Origin of the sequence: Bacillus sp. ISL-34 (genome assembly GCF_018613325.1) — a bacterium.
Classification (GTDB): domain Bacteria; phylum Bacillota; class Bacilli; order Bacillales; family DSM-1321; genus Peribacillus.
This window is the reverse complement of record NZ_JAGGQJ010000005.1, coordinates 203,209-220,158: the sequence shown is the minus strand read 5'-3', so window position 1 is coordinate 220,158 and position 16,950 is coordinate 203,209. Positions and strand designations below refer to the sequence as shown.

14 protein-coding genes are annotated in these 16,950 nt (G+C 42.3%); 9 read left to right on the top strand and 5 right to left on the bottom strand.

Going from position 1 to position 16,950, the window contains the following annotated elements; all coding sequences use genetic code 11:
- Positions 1–55 precede the first annotated feature (55 nt).
- The 5 genes from J7E52_RS07095 to J7E52_RS07075 form a co-directional block, all read right to left on the bottom strand.
- Positions 56–1,519 (bottom strand): alpha-amylase, encoded by a 1,464-nt coding sequence (locus tag J7E52_RS07095; RefSeq protein WP_214744451.1) that lies wholly within the window; start codon positions 1,517–1,519, stop codon positions 56–58.
- Positions 1,520–1,839: 320 nt separating this feature from the next.
- Complete coding sequence (locus tag J7E52_RS07090; RefSeq protein WP_214744449.1) at positions 1,840–2,004, bottom strand: hypothetical protein; 165 nt, start codon at positions 2,002–2,004, stop codon at positions 1,840–1,842.
- Between the two features lie 85 nt (positions 2,005–2,089).
- Positions 2,090–3,838, bottom strand: a complete 1,749-nt coding sequence (locus tag J7E52_RS07085; protein WP_214744447.1) for a CotH kinase family protein — start codon at positions 3,836–3,838, stop codon at positions 2,090–2,092.
- 69 nt (positions 3,839–3,907) lie between these two features.
- On the bottom strand, positions 3,908–4,603 hold the full coding sequence (locus J7E52_RS07080; RefSeq protein ID WP_214744445.1) for a DUF4956 domain-containing protein: 696 nt from the start codon (positions 4,601–4,603) through the stop codon (positions 3,908–3,910).
- Positions 4,604–4,638: 35 nt separating this feature from the next.
- Positions 4,639–5,322, bottom strand: coding sequence for a polyphosphate polymerase domain-containing protein (locus J7E52_RS07075; RefSeq protein WP_214744443.1), 684 nt, complete (start codon positions 5,320–5,322; stop codon positions 4,639–4,641).
- A gap of 256 nt (positions 5,323–5,578) precedes the next feature.
- Between J7E52_RS07075 and J7E52_RS07070 the strand changes: the two genes are divergently transcribed.
- From J7E52_RS07070 to rbsD, 9 genes are all read left to right on the top strand, one after another.
- Positions 5,579–6,931, top strand: coding sequence for an aspartate aminotransferase family protein (locus tag J7E52_RS07070; RefSeq protein ID WP_214744441.1), 1,353 nt, complete (start codon positions 5,579–5,581; stop codon positions 6,929–6,931).
- Positions 6,932–6,938: 7 nt separating this feature from the next.
- Positions 6,939–8,447, top strand: a complete 1,509-nt coding sequence (locus J7E52_RS07065; protein ID WP_286197530.1) for a pyridoxal phosphate-dependent decarboxylase family protein — start codon at positions 6,939–6,941, stop codon at positions 8,445–8,447.
- A gap of 2 nt (positions 8,448–8,449) precedes the next feature.
- The gene (locus tag J7E52_RS07060; RefSeq protein WP_214744438.1) at positions 8,450–10,252 is read left to right on the top strand and encodes an IucA/IucC family protein; all 1,803 of its coding nucleotides are present in this window, start codon (positions 8,450–8,452) and stop codon (positions 10,250–10,252) included.
- Entirely contained in the window at positions 10,242–10,826 is a 585-nt protein-coding gene (locus tag J7E52_RS07055) for a GNAT family N-acetyltransferase (protein WP_286197529.1), read from the top strand. The genes J7E52_RS07060 and J7E52_RS07055 overlap by 11 nt, the downstream gene beginning before the upstream one ends.
- A complete protein-coding gene (locus J7E52_RS07050; protein ID WP_214744436.1) occupies positions 10,801–12,129 on the top strand; it encodes a lysine N(6)-hydroxylase/L-ornithine N(5)-oxygenase family protein in 1,329 nt (442 codons plus the stop codon). The genes J7E52_RS07055 and J7E52_RS07050 overlap by 26 nt, the downstream gene beginning before the upstream one ends.
- Positions 12,130–12,151: 22 nt before the next feature.
- Positions 12,152–13,963: an IucA/IucC family protein gene (locus tag J7E52_RS07045; protein ID WP_214744434.1), complete on the top strand. Its 1,812-nt coding sequence runs from the start codon at positions 12,152–12,154 to the stop codon at positions 13,961–13,963.
- A 724-nt stretch (positions 13,964–14,687) separates the two neighbouring features.
- Positions 14,688–15,674 carry a LacI family DNA-binding transcriptional regulator gene (locus J7E52_RS07040; RefSeq protein WP_214744432.1) on the top strand — a complete coding sequence of 329 codons (987 nt, stop codon included), beginning with the start codon at positions 14,688–14,690 and terminating at the stop codon, positions 15,672–15,674.
- The gene (rbsK, locus tag J7E52_RS07035) at positions 15,671–16,555 is read left to right on the top strand and encodes a ribokinase (protein WP_214744430.1); all 885 of its coding nucleotides are present in this window, start codon (positions 15,671–15,673) and stop codon (positions 16,553–16,555) included. Before J7E52_RS07040 ends, rbsK begins: the two co-directional genes overlap by 4 nt.
- The gene (rbsD, locus tag J7E52_RS07030) at positions 16,552–16,944 is read left to right on the top strand and encodes a D-ribose pyranase (RefSeq protein WP_214744428.1); all 393 of its coding nucleotides are present in this window, start codon (positions 16,552–16,554) and stop codon (positions 16,942–16,944) included. The genes rbsK and rbsD overlap by 4 nt, the downstream gene beginning before the upstream one ends.
- Positions 16,945–16,950: the final 6 nt, after the last annotated feature.

The following is a 16,950-nucleotide window of genomic DNA, read 5'->3' as shown; positions in this document are numbered from 1 at the left end:
CATCAGCAAAGAACAGCATATCTGCAAAAGACATGCCGTTCTTTGCTATCTCTTTTTAGAGTGGATTATTCAAGGCCCATACGGATACGCTTTTCCCATGAACGGGGAATGTCGCGAAACCATCTTCTTCAATGGTAATGTGGTCATCTCTATGACAAGTCAAATCACTCCAGATTTCACCAGCCCGATGTTCACCGACGAACATCCTTTTTTCACTGTTGTGATCTCCATTCGAGATAATGACTGCACACCCTGAGCCTTCCAGCTCTTCATCTCCGTGCCGTACCCAGCCTATCGTATTTGGGTCATCAAAGTAGTCCGTCTGTTCTCCGTATGCTTTTTCATACCTCGCATATAATAGGCGATCCAGGATATCCTTTTTCCCAGGCACCGGGGAAGGACCGCCGATTCCATAATAGTCCCCGTAAAAGACACAAGGATAACCGCAAAGTCTAAGCAGGGTAAGTGCATATGCCGATGGCTTGAACCAGTCCTTTACCCAGGACTCCAGTGATTCATGAGGCTGGGAGTCATGGTTATCGACAAAGGTGACGGCCTCTGCCGGATTGGTTTGGACGAGGGTATCATCAAAGATGGTTGAGAGGTCGAAGTCTGATCCTGCGTTTGAGGCCTCATGAAATTTATAATGCAGGGAAACATCGAACAAGTTGAGGTCATGATTGGTTTGCTCTAAGTAAGTTTGACAAGCTTTAACATCCGCCTTCCAAAATTCGCCGACCATGAAGAAATGTTCCTTTGTATAAGGAATGAGTTCTTGGAGAAATTCATTGATGAATTCATAATCGATATGTTTAACGGCGTCCAAACGAAAACCATCACACTTTAACGTATCAACCATCCATTTTCCCCAGCTAATCATTTCCTGACGAACTTCCGGCAGGCTGTAATCGATGTTGGCAAACATTAAATAATCATAGTTTCCGAATTCATCGATAACATGCTGATTCCAGTGCTTATTTTCGCCTGTGATTCGATATACGCCCATTTTGTCGTTTTCGGCATCATAGTCTGTACCATTAAAATGAGTATGATTCCACTTAAAGTCAGAGTATTTATTATTACGGCCCGGAAAATCGAATTTTGTCCAGCCTTCCATTTCGAATGGTTCTGAGATATCTTCCATACGGTTGTCTGGATTGACTTCAATCACTTCAAATTTTTCGGTTCCATCAGCTCCTGCTTTATGGTTCATGACTAAATCGATATAAACGCAAAGTCCGTAGTTATGACAAGTGGCTATTGCTTGCAGCAATTCATCTTTGGTCCCGTATTTGGTACGAACTGTTCCTTTTTGGTCAAATTCCCCCAAATCATAACCGTCATATATTCCATATCCATTATCCCCAACGGATTGCCCTTTGGTAACTGGCGGAAGCCAAACGCAGTCAATTCCTATATCCTTTAACTTTGAGGCTGCAAATTTCAATCTGTCCCAATGAGAACCATCTGCCTCAAGATGCCACTCAAAAAATTGCATCATCGTATGATTTCTTTTCATCCGTTCCCCCCCTGACACCGACCCATTTTTAACAAAAGTGAAACTAATGCGATCGGATAAAGTAATAATGAAAATCTTTACCCTCTAAAATCAAATGATAAACAAGTGAACAACCCTCTGGATTGAGGTTCATTTACCTCTCTATTTTACTATTTTATACCAAATAAGGGTATTTTATATTGATTAGCAGCTAAAAATAATTCAAATGTGGAGGAATAACCCGGAAAAGGCTATACGCCCTTCATTAAAAAAGGCATCCCGAATATTTTGGGATACCTTTAGACTATAGATAATTCGAAGAAAGCAGTTTGGCCATTGTTTTAAAACGTTCCAGGTGTTTTCAGAATTCGCTCCCTTTCCGCCGACTGTCTGCCAAGCCTCATCAAACCAAGCGCCTTTGGTGTCTTGGCTAGCCAGTTATTCGGCAGGAGTATCGCAAATTTCTTCAATCTGGCAGGGTTTTCAAAAAAACAGTAAAAAACCATTAGTATACCCTAGTCTTGATCATACTTCGGGATGGAAATCCCTAACCCCCTTTGCACCTTTTTCATATTGGAAGGGGATAGTTCATTATCCTTTTCTACCTCTTCGCTTAAAGAAGTGGGCGAAAGCCATTGCACCAATTAATAAGATTAGGAGCACGGAAGATAGAATGATCGTATCTTTTGAGGAGCTGCTGTTACCTGCCCCTTTTTGGCCCATGTTCCCGTCTATACCAGGAGGTGCACCATTCCCGCCCCGGTCCATATCAGGGGGTTGCATCGCAGCCCCGTTCCCGCCTCCGCCCATGTTTGGTGGTTTCTGGCCTGCATTTGCGTCATCGCCGATATTAGGAGCTCCCCCGCCCATACTGCTTTCTGTCTCGGCTTCCACAACCAGGTCTCCAGAAAGCTGTGCCAAGATCGATTCAGCACGTTGGACAGCGAAGTCAACCAGGGTTTCCTCGCCTGACGTTGCTTCTGTATACTCGTCCATTGTATAAAACTTAGTCGGATCCTTTTTCACATATGGTGTGATTAATGTAGAAATTTCATTGGTCATTGCTGTCATATTTTCTTCAGAGAAAAAATCTGTGGCAATGTCGTCTAGATAATCATAATATTTCTCACGGTACCCGTCGTTGGAAAGCAGGGCATTCAATAAAGGGCGATCTTCAAGGGTCGTACCTGAAACAGGCTCGGTAATGCTGAAGTTGATATTGCTTTCATTCATGAAATTTGAACTCATATCCATCATTTCGCCACCGTTCATATTAGGTGCTTCTCCAAGAAGCTCCGTGTCGTCCTGCTTAGCAGCATCGTCGTTACTCTCAGCCGCCGTCCCTTCTTTTTGGTCAGCGGCCACTTCATTGCCTTCATTTTCATTTTCTTGATCGGATGCGCCTTCCTGCCGTCCTCCGCCTCCGGAAAAGCCTCCAAATGACATATTATAGTCCCAGGGAAGCATGGAAAAGATGCCGTTTTCTTCATATAGGTAGTAGTTATGCTTTAATGTGCCTTGATAATGATCGAGGTTGACGAGGGCTGTATTGGCTGCAAAGTAGCGTAATGTTTCATCTACATCCAAGACCTCTTCCAAATCCCCGCCATTATTGATAGCTTCAAGCATCTTGATCATGGCAGATTGATCAGAATTTTCATTTGTTTTTAAGTTCAACCCTGTATAATCATCAATATCATCACTAATCCATTTTAAATCACTTCCAGTGCCATCAGGATAATAAAGGTCACCGTTGCCAGATGGAAAGTTATTGTTCAAAAATGTTTCATTAATAGATTCAACGCCTAAATACAAGCCCCATTCTTTTCCGTTAATTGTCACGTACATATAGGAATGTCCGGGAGTAGCAATGCCCATCTTTTCCATTAGCTCATATGAAAGGTACTCCCTCATATACGTGGGATCACTATAATTATTATTTAAATCGAATTCTTTCAGGCCGTGTAAATTTTGATCAGTCTGATAGTAATTAAAATCTATATTCCAGCTGTAGCGTTCCGAATCTTCCATTTGGACAACAGAGTTTAAGGAAAGGTTTCCTTTGGTTCGAAACCCCACATTTTCAACTTTTTCCCCATTAATGGTCACATCGGATGCAACAACCTCCTTTTCAGTGGGGTTTTCCAGAATGGAATCCAAATCCTCATCAGCCAATGTTATATCCACGGTTGTCACCTTACTTTGGTCAAATACAGATTCTGTATAAGTATTTCCTTTTGTGGCTTTTTCAACTTGAAGATCGGGAAGGAAAAACAGCACTGCTATAAAAATCATTATCAATAATCCAATGGTCGCTACAACGTATCTTGTTTTTAACATGCCTTGGCTCCTTCCTCTCTTAGTCTTATATAGAGGGGTGGGCATGGATTTTTATGTCCGCCATCTACCTTAAGCTGTGAAGTTGCCATCGTAACTTAACATGATGGCAGAGTGAACGCTGTTCATGTCCTTGACTTGATTAATGAATTCCGCATTATTATCTTTTAATCGAATTTCATATGTCACTTCGAGGTTATTATCCGCCATGACGGATTTCGATTTGACGGAATGCTTTTTCACCTTGTTGGATATCATTTGTTCCAACGTTTTTTCAATTGACGCATCTGAATATTTAACGATTAATAAAAATGGATTTTCAACAGTGATCCGATTGGCAAATATGAGCATGACGATACCTATTAAGATGGCACCGATGATAACCAGCGGAATTAATCCTGCCCCGCATAAAATCCCGGAGGCCGCTGCCCAGAATAGGAATACCAAGTCCATGGGATCTTTGATAGGCGTTCTGAACCGTACGATGGAGAGTGCACCGACCATACCCAGGGAGATAACGATATTCGTTGATATGCCCATGATGATCAAAGCCGTGGCCATTGTCATGATGATGAGGGATATATTGAAATTGTGTGAGTACATCACACCGGAAAAGGTCTTCTTATAAATGACGTAAATGAACAATCCGATGGAAAATGCCAACAGTAATCCGATTAGGGAGTCAATGATTGAAAAGCTCTCTGTCTTGTCCAAAAAGCTTGATTTGAAAATATCATTAAAGGTGGTGCTAGTTGTCGTCGTATCCATTTGCTATTCCTCCAAATATTATGTGTGTGCTGCAATCAGCCGTATCTTCTGCTTAGTTGGTATTTTGAAAAAGCTGTTTTTCTAGTATCGATGATGGATAACAATTGTTTGATGATATCCGGAAGAAATTCGTCAAACTTTATTTCCAGGATGACACAATCTGGGTCTAAAGCATCGACTACGATTAATTCGGGATTCAGGAAGTCCGTATCCCGATAGCTCGTTTTCACATTACTGTCAAAGGTGACCCGCACATTTCCGTACTCATAGATGAATACCTCCCTTTCATAGTCAACGACGGTTGTCGGCTTGATTTGGAAAAGGGTCATTTGAACGTATAAGTCCCTGAGGATATCCCTTGAATCTTCGGACATCCAATCTATATCCCCTGAACGGATCCGTTCGTATTCTTCGGCAGAAATCCTGCATTTCTGTTTATAGGTAAGGTTATTCCGCTTACTCTTTTTTTCTAGATTGATGAAATCGGTATTATAATCATAAAGTCTAGCCCTGAACTTATCCCTGTGATAGAACCCCTCTATTTTTTGCCGCAGGATTTTATTGTCAAAGTTATCGAAATAGACACTTCGAATTAAATATTTCCCATCCAGCCCATGTGGATCAAGCCTCATGAAGTTTTGCAGATTATTTCTTAATAAGTGACAATCCGCTTTGGTGATTGCATGTTTGAGTTCCCGCCTTCCCTTTAAACCATTCATTGTTGTTCCTCCTTTTCCTTGATTTTTGACTGCGTTCAGCTTATTAACAGAATCTTAATAAAACCTTAAGAACATTTTTTTATTCAATAGATAAATGGAGAATAGGCCCCAGTTTTAACCTTTTCTTAATTTTATTGGAATTTACTAGAAGAAAAATGAGTGAATTTACTCATTGAGAATAATTATCATTATCAGTAAAATAAGTTTTATGATAATGATAATTGTTCTCAATTAATTCAATACATGGAGGTTCACTATGGTAACGAACACGCTTACAAAAAATGATCAACTACTGGAACAACAAAATACAAGGGAATCAAATGCCCGGTCATATCCTAGAAGATTACCCATGGCGATCGATCAAGCGGAGGGAATTTACCTTACAGACATGGATGGAAAACGATATATTGATTTTCTTGCCGGGGCTGGAACATTAGCGCTTGGACACAATCATCCGGCAGTGCTTGAAGCAATGGAAAAAGTACTTAAGGATAAACGTCCTTTACATACATTGGACTTTACGACGCCGATCAAAGAGCAGTTCATCGATGAAATTTTTGAATGCCTGCCTGAGGAATTCAGGAAAAATGCAAAAATTCAATTCTGTGGTCCTACTGGCGGAGATGCCATTGAGGCAGCACTTAAACTAGTTAAAACAGCGACAGGCAATAGAAGCATTTTATCCTTCCAAGGAGCTTACCACGGGGCAACGCATGCAACGATGTCAATCAGCGGCAATACAAAACCAAAGGAAAAAATACAAGGGTTAATGCCGGATGTACAATTCCTGCCGTATCCCTATCAATATCGCTGTCCTTTTGGAATAGGGGGAGAAGAAAGCCATAAAATCAGCAGTCAGTATATCGAAAATCTACTGAATGATCCTGAATCAGGATTATTGGCACCAGCAGGAATGATTTTGGAGGCAGTACAAGGAGAGGGAGGTTCCATTCCAGCTCCAATTCCATGGCTTAAGGAAATCAGAAGAATAACAAAAGAGAAGGGCATTCCGCTAATTATCGACGAAGTTCAATCAGGTATCGGCCGTACAGGGAAAATGTTTGCCTTTGAACATGCAGGAATCGTTCCGGATGTTCTTGTACTATCCAAAGCAATAGGCGGAAGTCTTCCATTATCGGTGGTGATTTATAACAAAGAGCTGGACCTATGGTCTCCAGGTGCACATATCGGTACATTCCGCGGAAATCAAATGGCGATGGCAGCAGGAACAGCTACTTTAAAATACATGAAAGAGACGAATCTTGTGGAGCATGCCGCTAAAATGGGAGAAATCTTAAAGGATATTCTTAAAGATTTACAAAAAGATATTAAGCAGATCGGTGATGTCAGAGGCCGGGGATTAATGGTCGGTGTGGAAATGATCAATCATGAAGAACCGCAAAATGCGAATGGAAGCCATCCTGCTGATTCGCAACTTGCCAGTGCCATTCAACAGGAATGTTTTCAAAGAGGGCTGATTCTGGAAGTTGGTGGCAGACATGGAAGTGTAGTGAGGTTCTTGCCTCCATTGATCGTTACGGAATCCCAGCTTCGCGAGGCCACTGCAATTTTTGAACAAGCTGTTCGTGCAGCTGTTGCAAGAGGGTGAATGATCAATGATCGAAATGATAAATAAAACGGATTTTGCTTATTCTCGGTTGTTCTTGAATAACGAGGAAGGCTTCAATAACTACAGCCAGTCATTAAACATCATTGAAAAAAAGCTGACCAGCTTTTTAAAAGGGAATAATTCACCATACTCTGGGAAAAAACCGTATGAAATCGAAGCAAGATTAAGCGAGCTGACCCTCGCTTCCCCAAAAGGGAAAACAATGGAAGCGGTAGCGGCTGAGCTTGCGGAGTTTGTTATTAATGACAGTATCAATGTACACAGCCCTGCTTGTATCGGACATTTGCATTGCCCGACATTAATACCTGCCGTGGCTGCCGAAATGATTATCGGTACGTTGAATCAATCCATGGATTCATGGGACCAAAGCTCGGCGGCAACCTTCGTTGAAGAGCGTTTAATAGATTGGCTGTGCAGCCAGGTAGGGTTACTGGAACAAGCGGATGGGATTTTCACAAGTGGTGGAACCCAATCTAATTATATGGGCCTGCTATTGGCGAGGGACGCTTATTGTAAGCGTTTCTGGGGTGTTGACGTTCAACAGCATGGCTTGCCGGTCGAGGCGAAAAAATTGCGGATCTTATGCTCCGAGGCTGCCCACTTTACGGTTCGTAAATCAGCGGCACAGCTGGGGCTTGGTGAACAGGCTGTAATCACGGTTAAAACGGATTCAAATCACCGTCTGTCCATAGCTGAATTAAATCAACAACTGCTGCTTTTAGAGGAACAGGGTTTACTTCCATTTGCCATCGTGGCAACTTGTGGAACAACGGATTTTGGCTCAATCGATCCATTACACGAATTGTCCGAAGCTGCAAGGAAAAATGGGATATGGCTGCATGTGGACGCCGCATATGGAGGCGCGATGATTTTAAGTAAGGATTACAAAGAGTTAATCAGCGGAATTGAACGGGCCGACTCGATTACGGTCGATTTTCACAAATTATTCTATCAACCCATCAGTTGTGGTGCTTTTCTCGTCTCTGACAGCAACTCATTTCAATATATCCAGCATCACGCCGATTACTTGAATCCACAGGAAGATGAAGCGGAGGGCATGGTTCACTTAGTCAATAAATCGGTTCAAACGACAAGAAGGTTCGACGCACTGAAACTCTGGATGTCATTGAAGGTCGTCGGACTGGATACCTTTGCCGAAATGATCGATTATACTTGTCACCTTGCACGCGAAGCGGCTGTGAAGATCGATAAAGAGGAAGGATTCACAGTATTGAATAAATACCCTGAATTGAATGCGGTTGTATTCCGTTATAATCCCGAAGGAGAAAGCGATCAGTTAGTTAATCTATTAAATAAACAGATTCAGCAGGAATTACTGAAAAGCGGACGGGCATTTTTAGCAAAAACACGTTTTGAGGGACAGGTATATTTAAAAATGACACTATTGAATCCAATGACAAGGCTTGAACACATAGAGGAAATTATAGGTGAAATTCGCGTATTAGGTGAAATGTTCAGGATGATGGAGGAATGAAGATGAATGGTAAGCAAATAGCTGAAAGGGCGACAATGCAAAGCTTTCTGAATTGTTATTTCCGGGAAACCGGAAATTGCAGTTTAGAAGAAACGAAAAACTGGCCGAATTTGGAGGGGGCCATTTCGGATTCATTAATGGTCAGTAAGCTCGTATCCCAAGATATTGCTTTGCTTGTTCCGTTTAAATATCGGTCGGAAACGGGGCGTCATATTTTCAACTTCCCGATATACTATCAAACGGCAGCCAAACAAGTACATGAATTAGATTACGTGACAATGGTCTCGATTGTTTCTAAAGAATTATTGAATGAGCAGGGCCGGACGGATAGTGAAGATGAATTGATGCTGCGTGTCATCTTAAGCAGCCAAAATATTCAACGGTATGTCGAAGCAAGGATGGAAGACATTGGAGCACTTCAAAGTCCTGATTTCACTTACATCGAAGCGGAGCAGTCGCTTTTATTCGGGCACCTGTTCCACCCGACACCGAAAAGTAAGCAGGGCATTTCAGAAAAAGATGAATGGATCTATTCACCTGAATTAAAAGGGGAGTTTCAGCTGCACTACTTCCTGGCAGAACCTTCGATTGTCATCCAGGATTCTAGTGAAGTCACAACGGCAAGTGAGATCATTAAACAGGAATTAGCCGGTGACTTGGAGATTTCCAGTGAATTCCGAGGAACGTATTGCCAAAAGGAAAGCCGGTATATCATCATCCCGGCACACCCTCTCCAGGCAAAAGTGCTTATCGAAAAAGAAGAGGTCAAGAGGCTAATCGAGCAAGGGAAGCTAGTTTATGCAGGACCGCTTGGGAAAAAATTCACGGCCACCTCTTCATTTAGAACGGTATATAGTGCCACATCGAGATATATGTACAAATTTTCCGTTCCGGTTAAAATCACGAATTCTTTACGTGCAAATCTGCAAAAAGAATTAGATCGTGGTGTGGAAATTGCAAAATTAATAGATTCTAAAGTGGGCGACGATCTAAAAGAACGGCACCCCTCCTTCCGTATCATCAAGGACCCGGCTTATCTAACGATCAAAACAACCGAGCAAGAATCAGGGTTCGATGTTGATATTCGGGAAAACCCTTTTTATGAAAACGATAAACAAGCAAGCCTGATTGCCGGCTTATGTCAGGATAATGCCTATGGTGCACCATCAAGGCTTGGAGCGATCATCCGCAAATTATCAGCTGATGAAAACCGCAGTACCGAAGAAGTAAGTAAGGAATGGTTCAAAACCTATCTGTCAATGACATTGAAACCGATGCTTTGGCTATTTGAAGAGTATGGAATTGTTTTAGAAGCCCATCAACAAAATTCCATCATTCAACTTCAAGATGGGTATCCAGCCACTTTTTATTATCGTGATAATCAAGGGTATTACTATTGTGAGTCCAAAGTGGACAGGCTGCTGAAGATCTTGCCTGAACTAAGTGAAAAAAGCTTCACGATTTGTTCTGATGAAGTCGCTGAAGAAAGACTGCAATACTATTTCTTTTTTAATCACTTATTAGGCTTAATCAATAATTTTGGTACGGAAGGATTAGTATCAGAAAAAACACTGTTACAGCTCGTTCAGGAACAACTGGAAACATGCAGCACGGAAAGCGAAGATGAAGGGGTGAAACGAGTTGTTTCAAGGCTGCTTCATGCCCGGGAATTATCTTGTAAGGCTAATTTACTGACACGTTTTCATGATATGGATGAGCTTGTCGGTTCACTTGAGACTCAATCCGTTTATACAACGATTGATAATCCGTTCGCGCAGGGGGTTATGGCAGTCAATGAAAAATAGTTATGAAGAAATGCTGAAGGAATGTAATCAGCAGCTTTCATTTGTCAAAGTTGAATTTGAGAGGGATTTCGATACATTGCATAAATGGATGCATGAAGATCATGTGATACCCTACTGGAATTTGAATTTCACAAAAGAAAAATTCGCTGTTCATTTAAAAAAGGCATTGGCTGATACACACCAAACACTCTATTTAGGCTGTCTGGACTCCGTTCCCATGAGTTATTGGGAGTCGTATTGGGTAAAAGGCGATATCATTGAAAATTATTATGAATCCGAAGAGGGAGATCAAGGCATTCATTTACTCATTGGAGATCCGGATTATCTAGGGAAAGGACTGGCTTTTCCGTTTTTACGTGCAATGGTGAAATACCAACTACTTTCTGCGAAAACTAAAAAAGTGATGGCTGAACCGGATATTCGAAATGCAAAGATGATTCATTTATTTGAAAAGTGCGGGTTTACCCCAATTAAAGAAATTGAGCTCCCAGATAAAACAGCATTGCTTATGTCATGTACACGGGAGAATTTCGAGAGGAAGTGGAAGTATGGAGAAGCAACAATCTATCTTTGACCTGGTAGGGATAGGGATAGGTCCCTTTAATCTTGGACTTGCGGCCCTTTTGGAAAAAACCCCGGAGTTGAATGCCGTCTTTTTTGAGAAAAAGCGGGAATTTAATTGGCATGAAGGGATGCTGTTGGAGGGGACGACTTTGCAGGTGCCGTTTTTTGCCGATCTGGTTAGCATGGCAGATGTGACAAGCCCATATAGTTACCTGAATTATTTACAGCAGCATGATCGGCTCTATCATTTCTACTTCCTTGAAAAATTCTTGATTCCACGAAAAGAATATAACGATTATTGCCGCTGGGCTGCCCATCAACTTGATAGCTGCCTTTTTGGAAAAGCGGTGGAGGCGGTTGAATATATAGGGGATCAAGATGAACCCTGCTATCAAATCAGTGTAAGGGATGCACAATCTCAAAAGATCGAAGTCTATTATAGCCGTCATGTAGTCATGGGAATTGGCAGCACCCCGACTGTTCCATCGGCCTTTCATCCATATATGGGAGAGAGCATCCTGCATTCGGCCGATTATTTACGGAATAAAGAAAATGTCTTAAAGAAAAAATCCGTAACCGTTGTCGGATCCGGACAGAGTGCAGCCGAGGTCTTTCTGGATCTGCTTAATGAGCAGGAGGAATATGGCTTCCAGCTAAACTGGTATACGAGATCCAAGGGATTTTTCCCTATGGAATATTCAAAGCTTGGGTTGGAATACTTCACTCCGGATTACCTTGATTTCTTTTATCGGCTGCCACAGGAAAAGAAGGATGAAATTCTGCCGAAACAGGATTTATTGTATAAAGGGATCAGTGCCACGACAATTGCAGCAATTTTTGACAAGATGTATGAAAAATCGATTGGAAATGTTGAACTTGCCATTGAACTTCGGGCCATGACGGAAGTTGCGGCAGTTACCCCCGCTGAAAATGGCTGGAGATTGCAATGCCGACAGTGGGTAGAAGATAGCGAATTTGATGTGGACACAGAGGCGATCGTTTTTGGGACGGGCTATAAATCAACCCTTCCGGCATTCCTTGAAACCATGGAGGACCATTTAGTCCGCGATGACTTGGGACGTCTTGCAATAACGAAAGACTATCGGGTAGGAACGGCCATCTCTACACCGAATCACCTTTTTATTCAAAATGGCGAGATACATACACATGGTGTTGGTGCTCCGGATCTAGGCTTAGGGGCATTCCGAAATTCGATTATCATCAATCAATTGGCAGGTAAAGAAGTTTATCCATCCGAGCCAAAGGGTGCATTTCAGTCATTCCGTGTAAAAACACCCGTCATGGCTTACTAAGAGAAGGGAAGGGGAGAATTGTATGCAATTCATTAATGAAGTGGAAAAGGCGGTTTCAAAAAAAAATTGGTCGATTGTAAACCAAAATCTGCTGGCCAAGATGATTTCTGAGTATATGTATGAAGATATGATCCATCCAGCTGTTCTGAACGAAAATGCAGCAGGAAACCTATATGAGTTAAAGGTAAATGAGGGGAAATCTTATCAATTTTTGGCGTCGCCCCGTCTTTTTGACAGCTATGAAGTACAGGCCGAGTCGATCCAGGTATGTGAAACGGAAGGTTTTACACAGGCCGATGATGCCATTCAATTCATTTTAGACATCCAGCCTTTAATTGGGATGACTGCAGAAACAACAGGACATTTAATCAAAGAATTCCATCATACTCTGCTTGCGGATCTCCAATTGCTATCCAAACCTGAACAAGATGCGGATGATTTAGTCGAACTGGATTATGCCTTACTTGAAGGAGAAATGAGCGGTCACCCTTGGATTGCTTATAACAAGGGAAGAATCGGTTTCGGTTATGATGATTATTTGAAGTTCGCTCCAGAAAACCAGAAGGAAGTTCAGTTATCTTGGATTGCCGTCCATAAAAAGAGGGGTGAGTTCAATTCAGTCGAAACGTTATCCTATAAGCAATTGATGGAGAATGAACTGGATGGGGAAACCCAAAAATCATTTGCAAATAGATTGACGGAAAAAGGGCTGAATGCAGAAAACTATTACTACCTCCCAGTCCATGAATGGCAGTGGAAGAATGTAATCATCCAGAACTTTACCGATGACTTGGCTAAAGGGCTGATCGTAGCGTTGGGAAATGGTCCTGATGAGTATCTGCCGCAACAATCCATCCGGACATTTGTTAATGTATCGAATAAGGATAAACACCATGTCAAGCTGCCGATGAGCATTTTAAATACGTTAGTCTACCGTGGATTGCCAGCGGAGCGAACGGTCATTGCCCCAAAAATCACAACGTATATAAAGGACATTTATGAAAATGATTCATTCTTGAAAGAACAATGCAAAGTAGTGCTTCCTGGTGAAGTGGCCAGTTTAAATGTTGATCACCCGTATTATTCCAAGCTAGAGAATGTACCTTATCAATATTTAGAGATGCTGGGCGGCATTTGGAGAGAAAGCATTTACAGTTATATGGAAGATGGCGAAAAGCCCATTACGCTAGCGTCCCTTTTACATGTGGACAGCAAAGGGAAACCATATGTGGAAAGCCTTATTGAAAAATCAGGATTGACTGCAGAAGCCTGGACAGCTCAATTATTCGACGTCATTCTCTCACCATTACTACATTTTATCTATCAATATGGATTGGTCTTCTCGCCGCATGGTCAAAATACCATTTTAGTTTTGAAGGATTACAAGCCTCACCGTTTGGCCATCAAGGATTTTGTAGACGATGTAAACGTCAGTGATCAGCCGCTTCCTGAATTAAGCAGCCTTCCTGATGATTTAAGGAAAGTATTAAGAAGTGAGACTCCCGAGGGGCTGGTTCAATTCATTTTCACGGGACTATTCATCTGTCATTTCCGATACTTGTCAACACTTCTGATGAAGAGGTCCCTTTTGGATGAGAATGCATTTTGGGAAGGCGTCGCTCGAACAATCCTTACATATCAGAAAAAATTCCCTATGTTACAGGATCGTTTCGATACATTCAATTTCTTTGCGCCAAAATTAACGAAACTCTGCCTGAATAGAAATCGGATGCTTCAATATGGATATAGCGATGGTGAAGACCGTCCGCATGCATCTGAATTTGGGTATGTGAATAATGCCCTTTATGAAAAGTTACCTGCAAAAACGCTTTAAAGTTAAACTTGCTCAGACTTTTGAGCCAGTTTCAGACAGTAGACAAACACGATGAAAATCGAGTTTATCTACTGTTTTTTTTATCGCTTTTACAATTTGACCGTTGACCTCCGCTCCAGGCACTCGCTTTCCGCGGGCGGTCAGGGAGCCTCCTCGGCTTGCGCCTGCGGGGTCTCCCCTTGACGCGCTTTTCCCGCAGGAGTCTCGTACACCCGATCCAATCAACATCCTTATTAAATTTAGATAGAAACCATATCTAAGGAGTTGAAGGTGTTAATATGTGTTTCGACCCTATTCCACAGTTTGTTAATGGCTTTTACAATTTGACCGTTTATTTACGCTCCAGACACTTGCTTTCCCCGGGCGGTCAGGGAGCCTCCTCGGCTTGCGCCTGCGGGGTCTCCCCTTGACGCGCTTTCCCCGCAGGGGTCTCGCACTCCCGTTCCAATTAATTTTGTTTTAACTGTTAGGTAGAACTCTGTTGCATACAGTCTTTTTTGTTTTAAATAGAAGTATCAAATCTTGAGGTAATGAGGATGTAAAACCTATATTTGCCGAGATGATAGAGTGCGATAATTATTAGCAAATATCACATAAAAAAGGGTTGTGTTATCCTCTTTGGTTCAAATTCCCTAAAAATTATCTTTGGAATAGGGCTTGTCGTTCATATATATTGGTGATAAGCTATGTGTAAACGGTTACACAAAATATTGAGGGTGATATATTGGCAACTATTCGGGATGTGGCAAAGGAAGCTGGGGTTTCCGTGGCAACGGTTTCCAGAGTTATGAATGGCAGTGGTTATGCACATGAGGACACAAAAAAGGCGGTCATGTCAGCTGTTGAGAAATTAAATTATAAACCGAATGAAGTGGCAAGATCCCTCTACAAACGGAAGTCCAAATTGGTTGGTTTGATTTTGCCGGACATTACGAATCCCTTCTTCCCAGAAATGGCAAGAGGTGTCGAGGATTATCTGCAGCAATTTGGATATCGGTTAATTTTTGGAAATAGTGATGAAAAGAGAGATAAGGAAATAGAATATATTGACACTTTCCTGCAAAATAATGTAGTGGGCATGATTGCTTCAACTAGTGAAGAAGCCAATGAAAATTTCGACAATCTGGATATTCCAGTTGTCCTTCTCGACCGTACAGCAGAGAATTTGCCAGCTGTTTATTCCGATCAAAAGACAGGCGGTAAGATGGCAGCACGGGTATTACTGGATAGAGGCAGTACGAATATCGTCCTCATTAGGGGGCCAGTCGAAATAAAGCCCGTATATGAACGGTACATGGCAGCACTGGAAGAATTGAATCAAGCAAAAGTGAATGTGCAAGTCATGGATTCATCCCTAACTCTTCAGGGCGGCCAAACTTGCGTGAAGCAGCTGTTCGAGCAATATCCGGAAACGGATGGAATCATTGCTTGTAATGATATTGTTGCAGCCGCAGCACTTCAAGAGATTTTAAAACGGGGAATACGGATACCGGAAGACATACAATTGATCGGCTATGATGATATCGCCTTCACAACGTTATTGCACCCCCCGTTATCGACAATTCGACAGCCAGCCTATGAGATGGGGGCACAAGCGGCGGAAATGCTAATTAAAAGGATCAATCAAGAAAAATTGGAAGTAACACATAAAAAGCTCCCTGTTTCTTTTGTGGAGAGACAAACAACGAGAAGGAAGGCGGAGAAGACATGATTAGAATTGCAGTAGTGGGAAGTTCTTCAATGGACTTAGTGGTGACATCAGCCAAGCGGCCAATGGCCGGGGAAACGGTTTTAGGAGAGTCCTTTATCACGGTTCCTGGAGGAAAGGGAGCCAATCAGGCAGTTGCAGCGGCACGTCTTGGTGCTGAAGTATCGATGGTTGGATGTGTAGGAGATGATGTCTATGGAGAGGTCATCTTAGAAAACCTTAAAAAAAATCATGTAAACACGGAGTATGTGGAACCGGTTACAGGTTCCGCTTCCGGTACAGCACACATTACCCTTTCGGAAGGTGATAACAGCATCATTGTCGTAAAAGGTGCAAATGATTTCATTACTCCTGAATATGTACAAAAGGCGAAAAAGGTGATTGAGGAATCGGATATCGTGATGGTTCAGCAGGAAATACCTGAGGAAACGGTGGAATATCTGGCTGAGTTGTGCAACACGCTTCAAAAGAAATTACTGTTGAACCCGGCACCCGCCCGCAAGCTAAGCGAGGCTGTCATCCAACAGGCATCATTCCTTACTCCGAATGAACATGAATTCGAGATACTATTCCATGGGAGAGATAGAACGAAGGTCCTGACTGAGTATCCTAATAAATTATTCATTACCGAAGGAAAAAATGGCGTCCGTTATTTTGACGGACATGAAGAAAAGGTTGTTCCAAGCTTTGAAGTGGAAGCGGTGGATACGACAGGCGCAGGGGATACATTCAATGCTGCCTTTGCCGTGGCTGTTGCAGAGGGAAAAAGTTTTGACGATTGTTTGTCATTCGCGAACAGGGCAGCCTCCATTTCCGTGACGAAGTTGGGCGCTCAAGGTGGCATGCCGCAAAGGTTAGAGGTCGAGAGGGGCTTTGAAGCATGAAACGTCAAGGAATCATCAATAGTTCAATAGCCAAGGTCCTGGTTGACCTTGGTCATACCGATTATATTGTCGTAGGTGATGCCGGGCTGCCGGTGCCTCCGGGAGTTTGCAAGATAGATTTAGCATTGACGCCTGGAACACCATCATTTCAAGATGTCGTCCGGGCGGTTCACGAAGATATGGTTGTTGAAAAAGTTATCGCTGCCACAGAAGTGAAGGTTAAAAACCCGGAACAGCATCAATATATGGAGCAGCAATTCGGAGCAGCGATGGAATATGTTTCCCATGAGGATTTTAAAAGGCTGACAAGTAACGCGAAAGCAATAATCCGGACCGGGGAGACGACGCCATATTCAAATTGCATATTGCAGTCTGGAGTATTCTTTTAAAGAAAT

What these genes read in the sequence shown, in the direction of transcription:
- J7E52_RS07080 (WP_214744445.1), bottom strand. Translation starts at nt 4,603, where the DNA reads ATGGATACGACGACAACTAGCACCACCTTTAATGATATTTTCAAATCA.
- rbsK (WP_214744430.1), top strand. Translation starts at nt 15,671, where the DNA reads ATGATTAGAATTGCAGTAGTGGGAAGTTCTTCAATGGACTTAGTGGTG.
- J7E52_RS07090 (WP_214744449.1), bottom strand. Translation starts at nt 2,004, where the DNA reads ATGGTTTTTTACTGTTTTTTTGAAAACCCTGCCAGATTGAAGAAATTT.
- rbsD (WP_214744428.1), top strand. Translation starts at nt 16,552, where the DNA reads ATGAAACGTCAAGGAATCATCAATAGTTCAATAGCCAAGGTCCTGGTT.
- J7E52_RS07045 (WP_214744434.1), top strand. Translation starts at nt 12,152, where the DNA reads ATGCAATTCATTAATGAAGTGGAAAAGGCGGTTTCAAAAAAAAATTGG.
- J7E52_RS07095 (WP_214744451.1), bottom strand. Translation starts at nt 1,519, where the DNA reads ATGAAAAGAAATCATACGATGATGCAATTTTTTGAGTGGCATCTTGAG.
- J7E52_RS07060 (WP_214744438.1), top strand. Translation starts at nt 8,450, where the DNA reads ATGAATGGTAAGCAAATAGCTGAAAGGGCGACAATGCAAAGCTTTCTG.
- J7E52_RS07050 (WP_214744436.1), top strand. Translation starts at nt 10,801, where the DNA reads ATGGAGAAGCAACAATCTATCTTTGACCTGGTAGGGATAGGGATAGGT.
- J7E52_RS07065 (WP_286197530.1), top strand. Translation starts at nt 6,939, where the DNA reads ATGATCGAAATGATAAATAAAACGGATTTTGCTTATTCTCGGTTGTTC.
- J7E52_RS07055 (WP_286197529.1), top strand. Translation starts at nt 10,242, where the DNA reads ATGAAAAATAGTTATGAAGAAATGCTGAAGGAATGTAATCAGCAGCTT.
- J7E52_RS07070 (WP_214744441.1), top strand. Translation starts at nt 5,579, where the DNA reads ATGGTAACGAACACGCTTACAAAAAATGATCAACTACTGGAACAACAA.
- J7E52_RS07085 (WP_214744447.1), bottom strand. Translation starts at nt 3,838, where the DNA reads ATGTTAAAAACAAGATACGTTGTAGCGACCATTGGATTATTGATAATG.
- J7E52_RS07075 (WP_214744443.1), bottom strand. Translation starts at nt 5,322, where the DNA reads ATGAATGGTTTAAAGGGAAGGCGGGAACTCAAACATGCAATCACCAAA.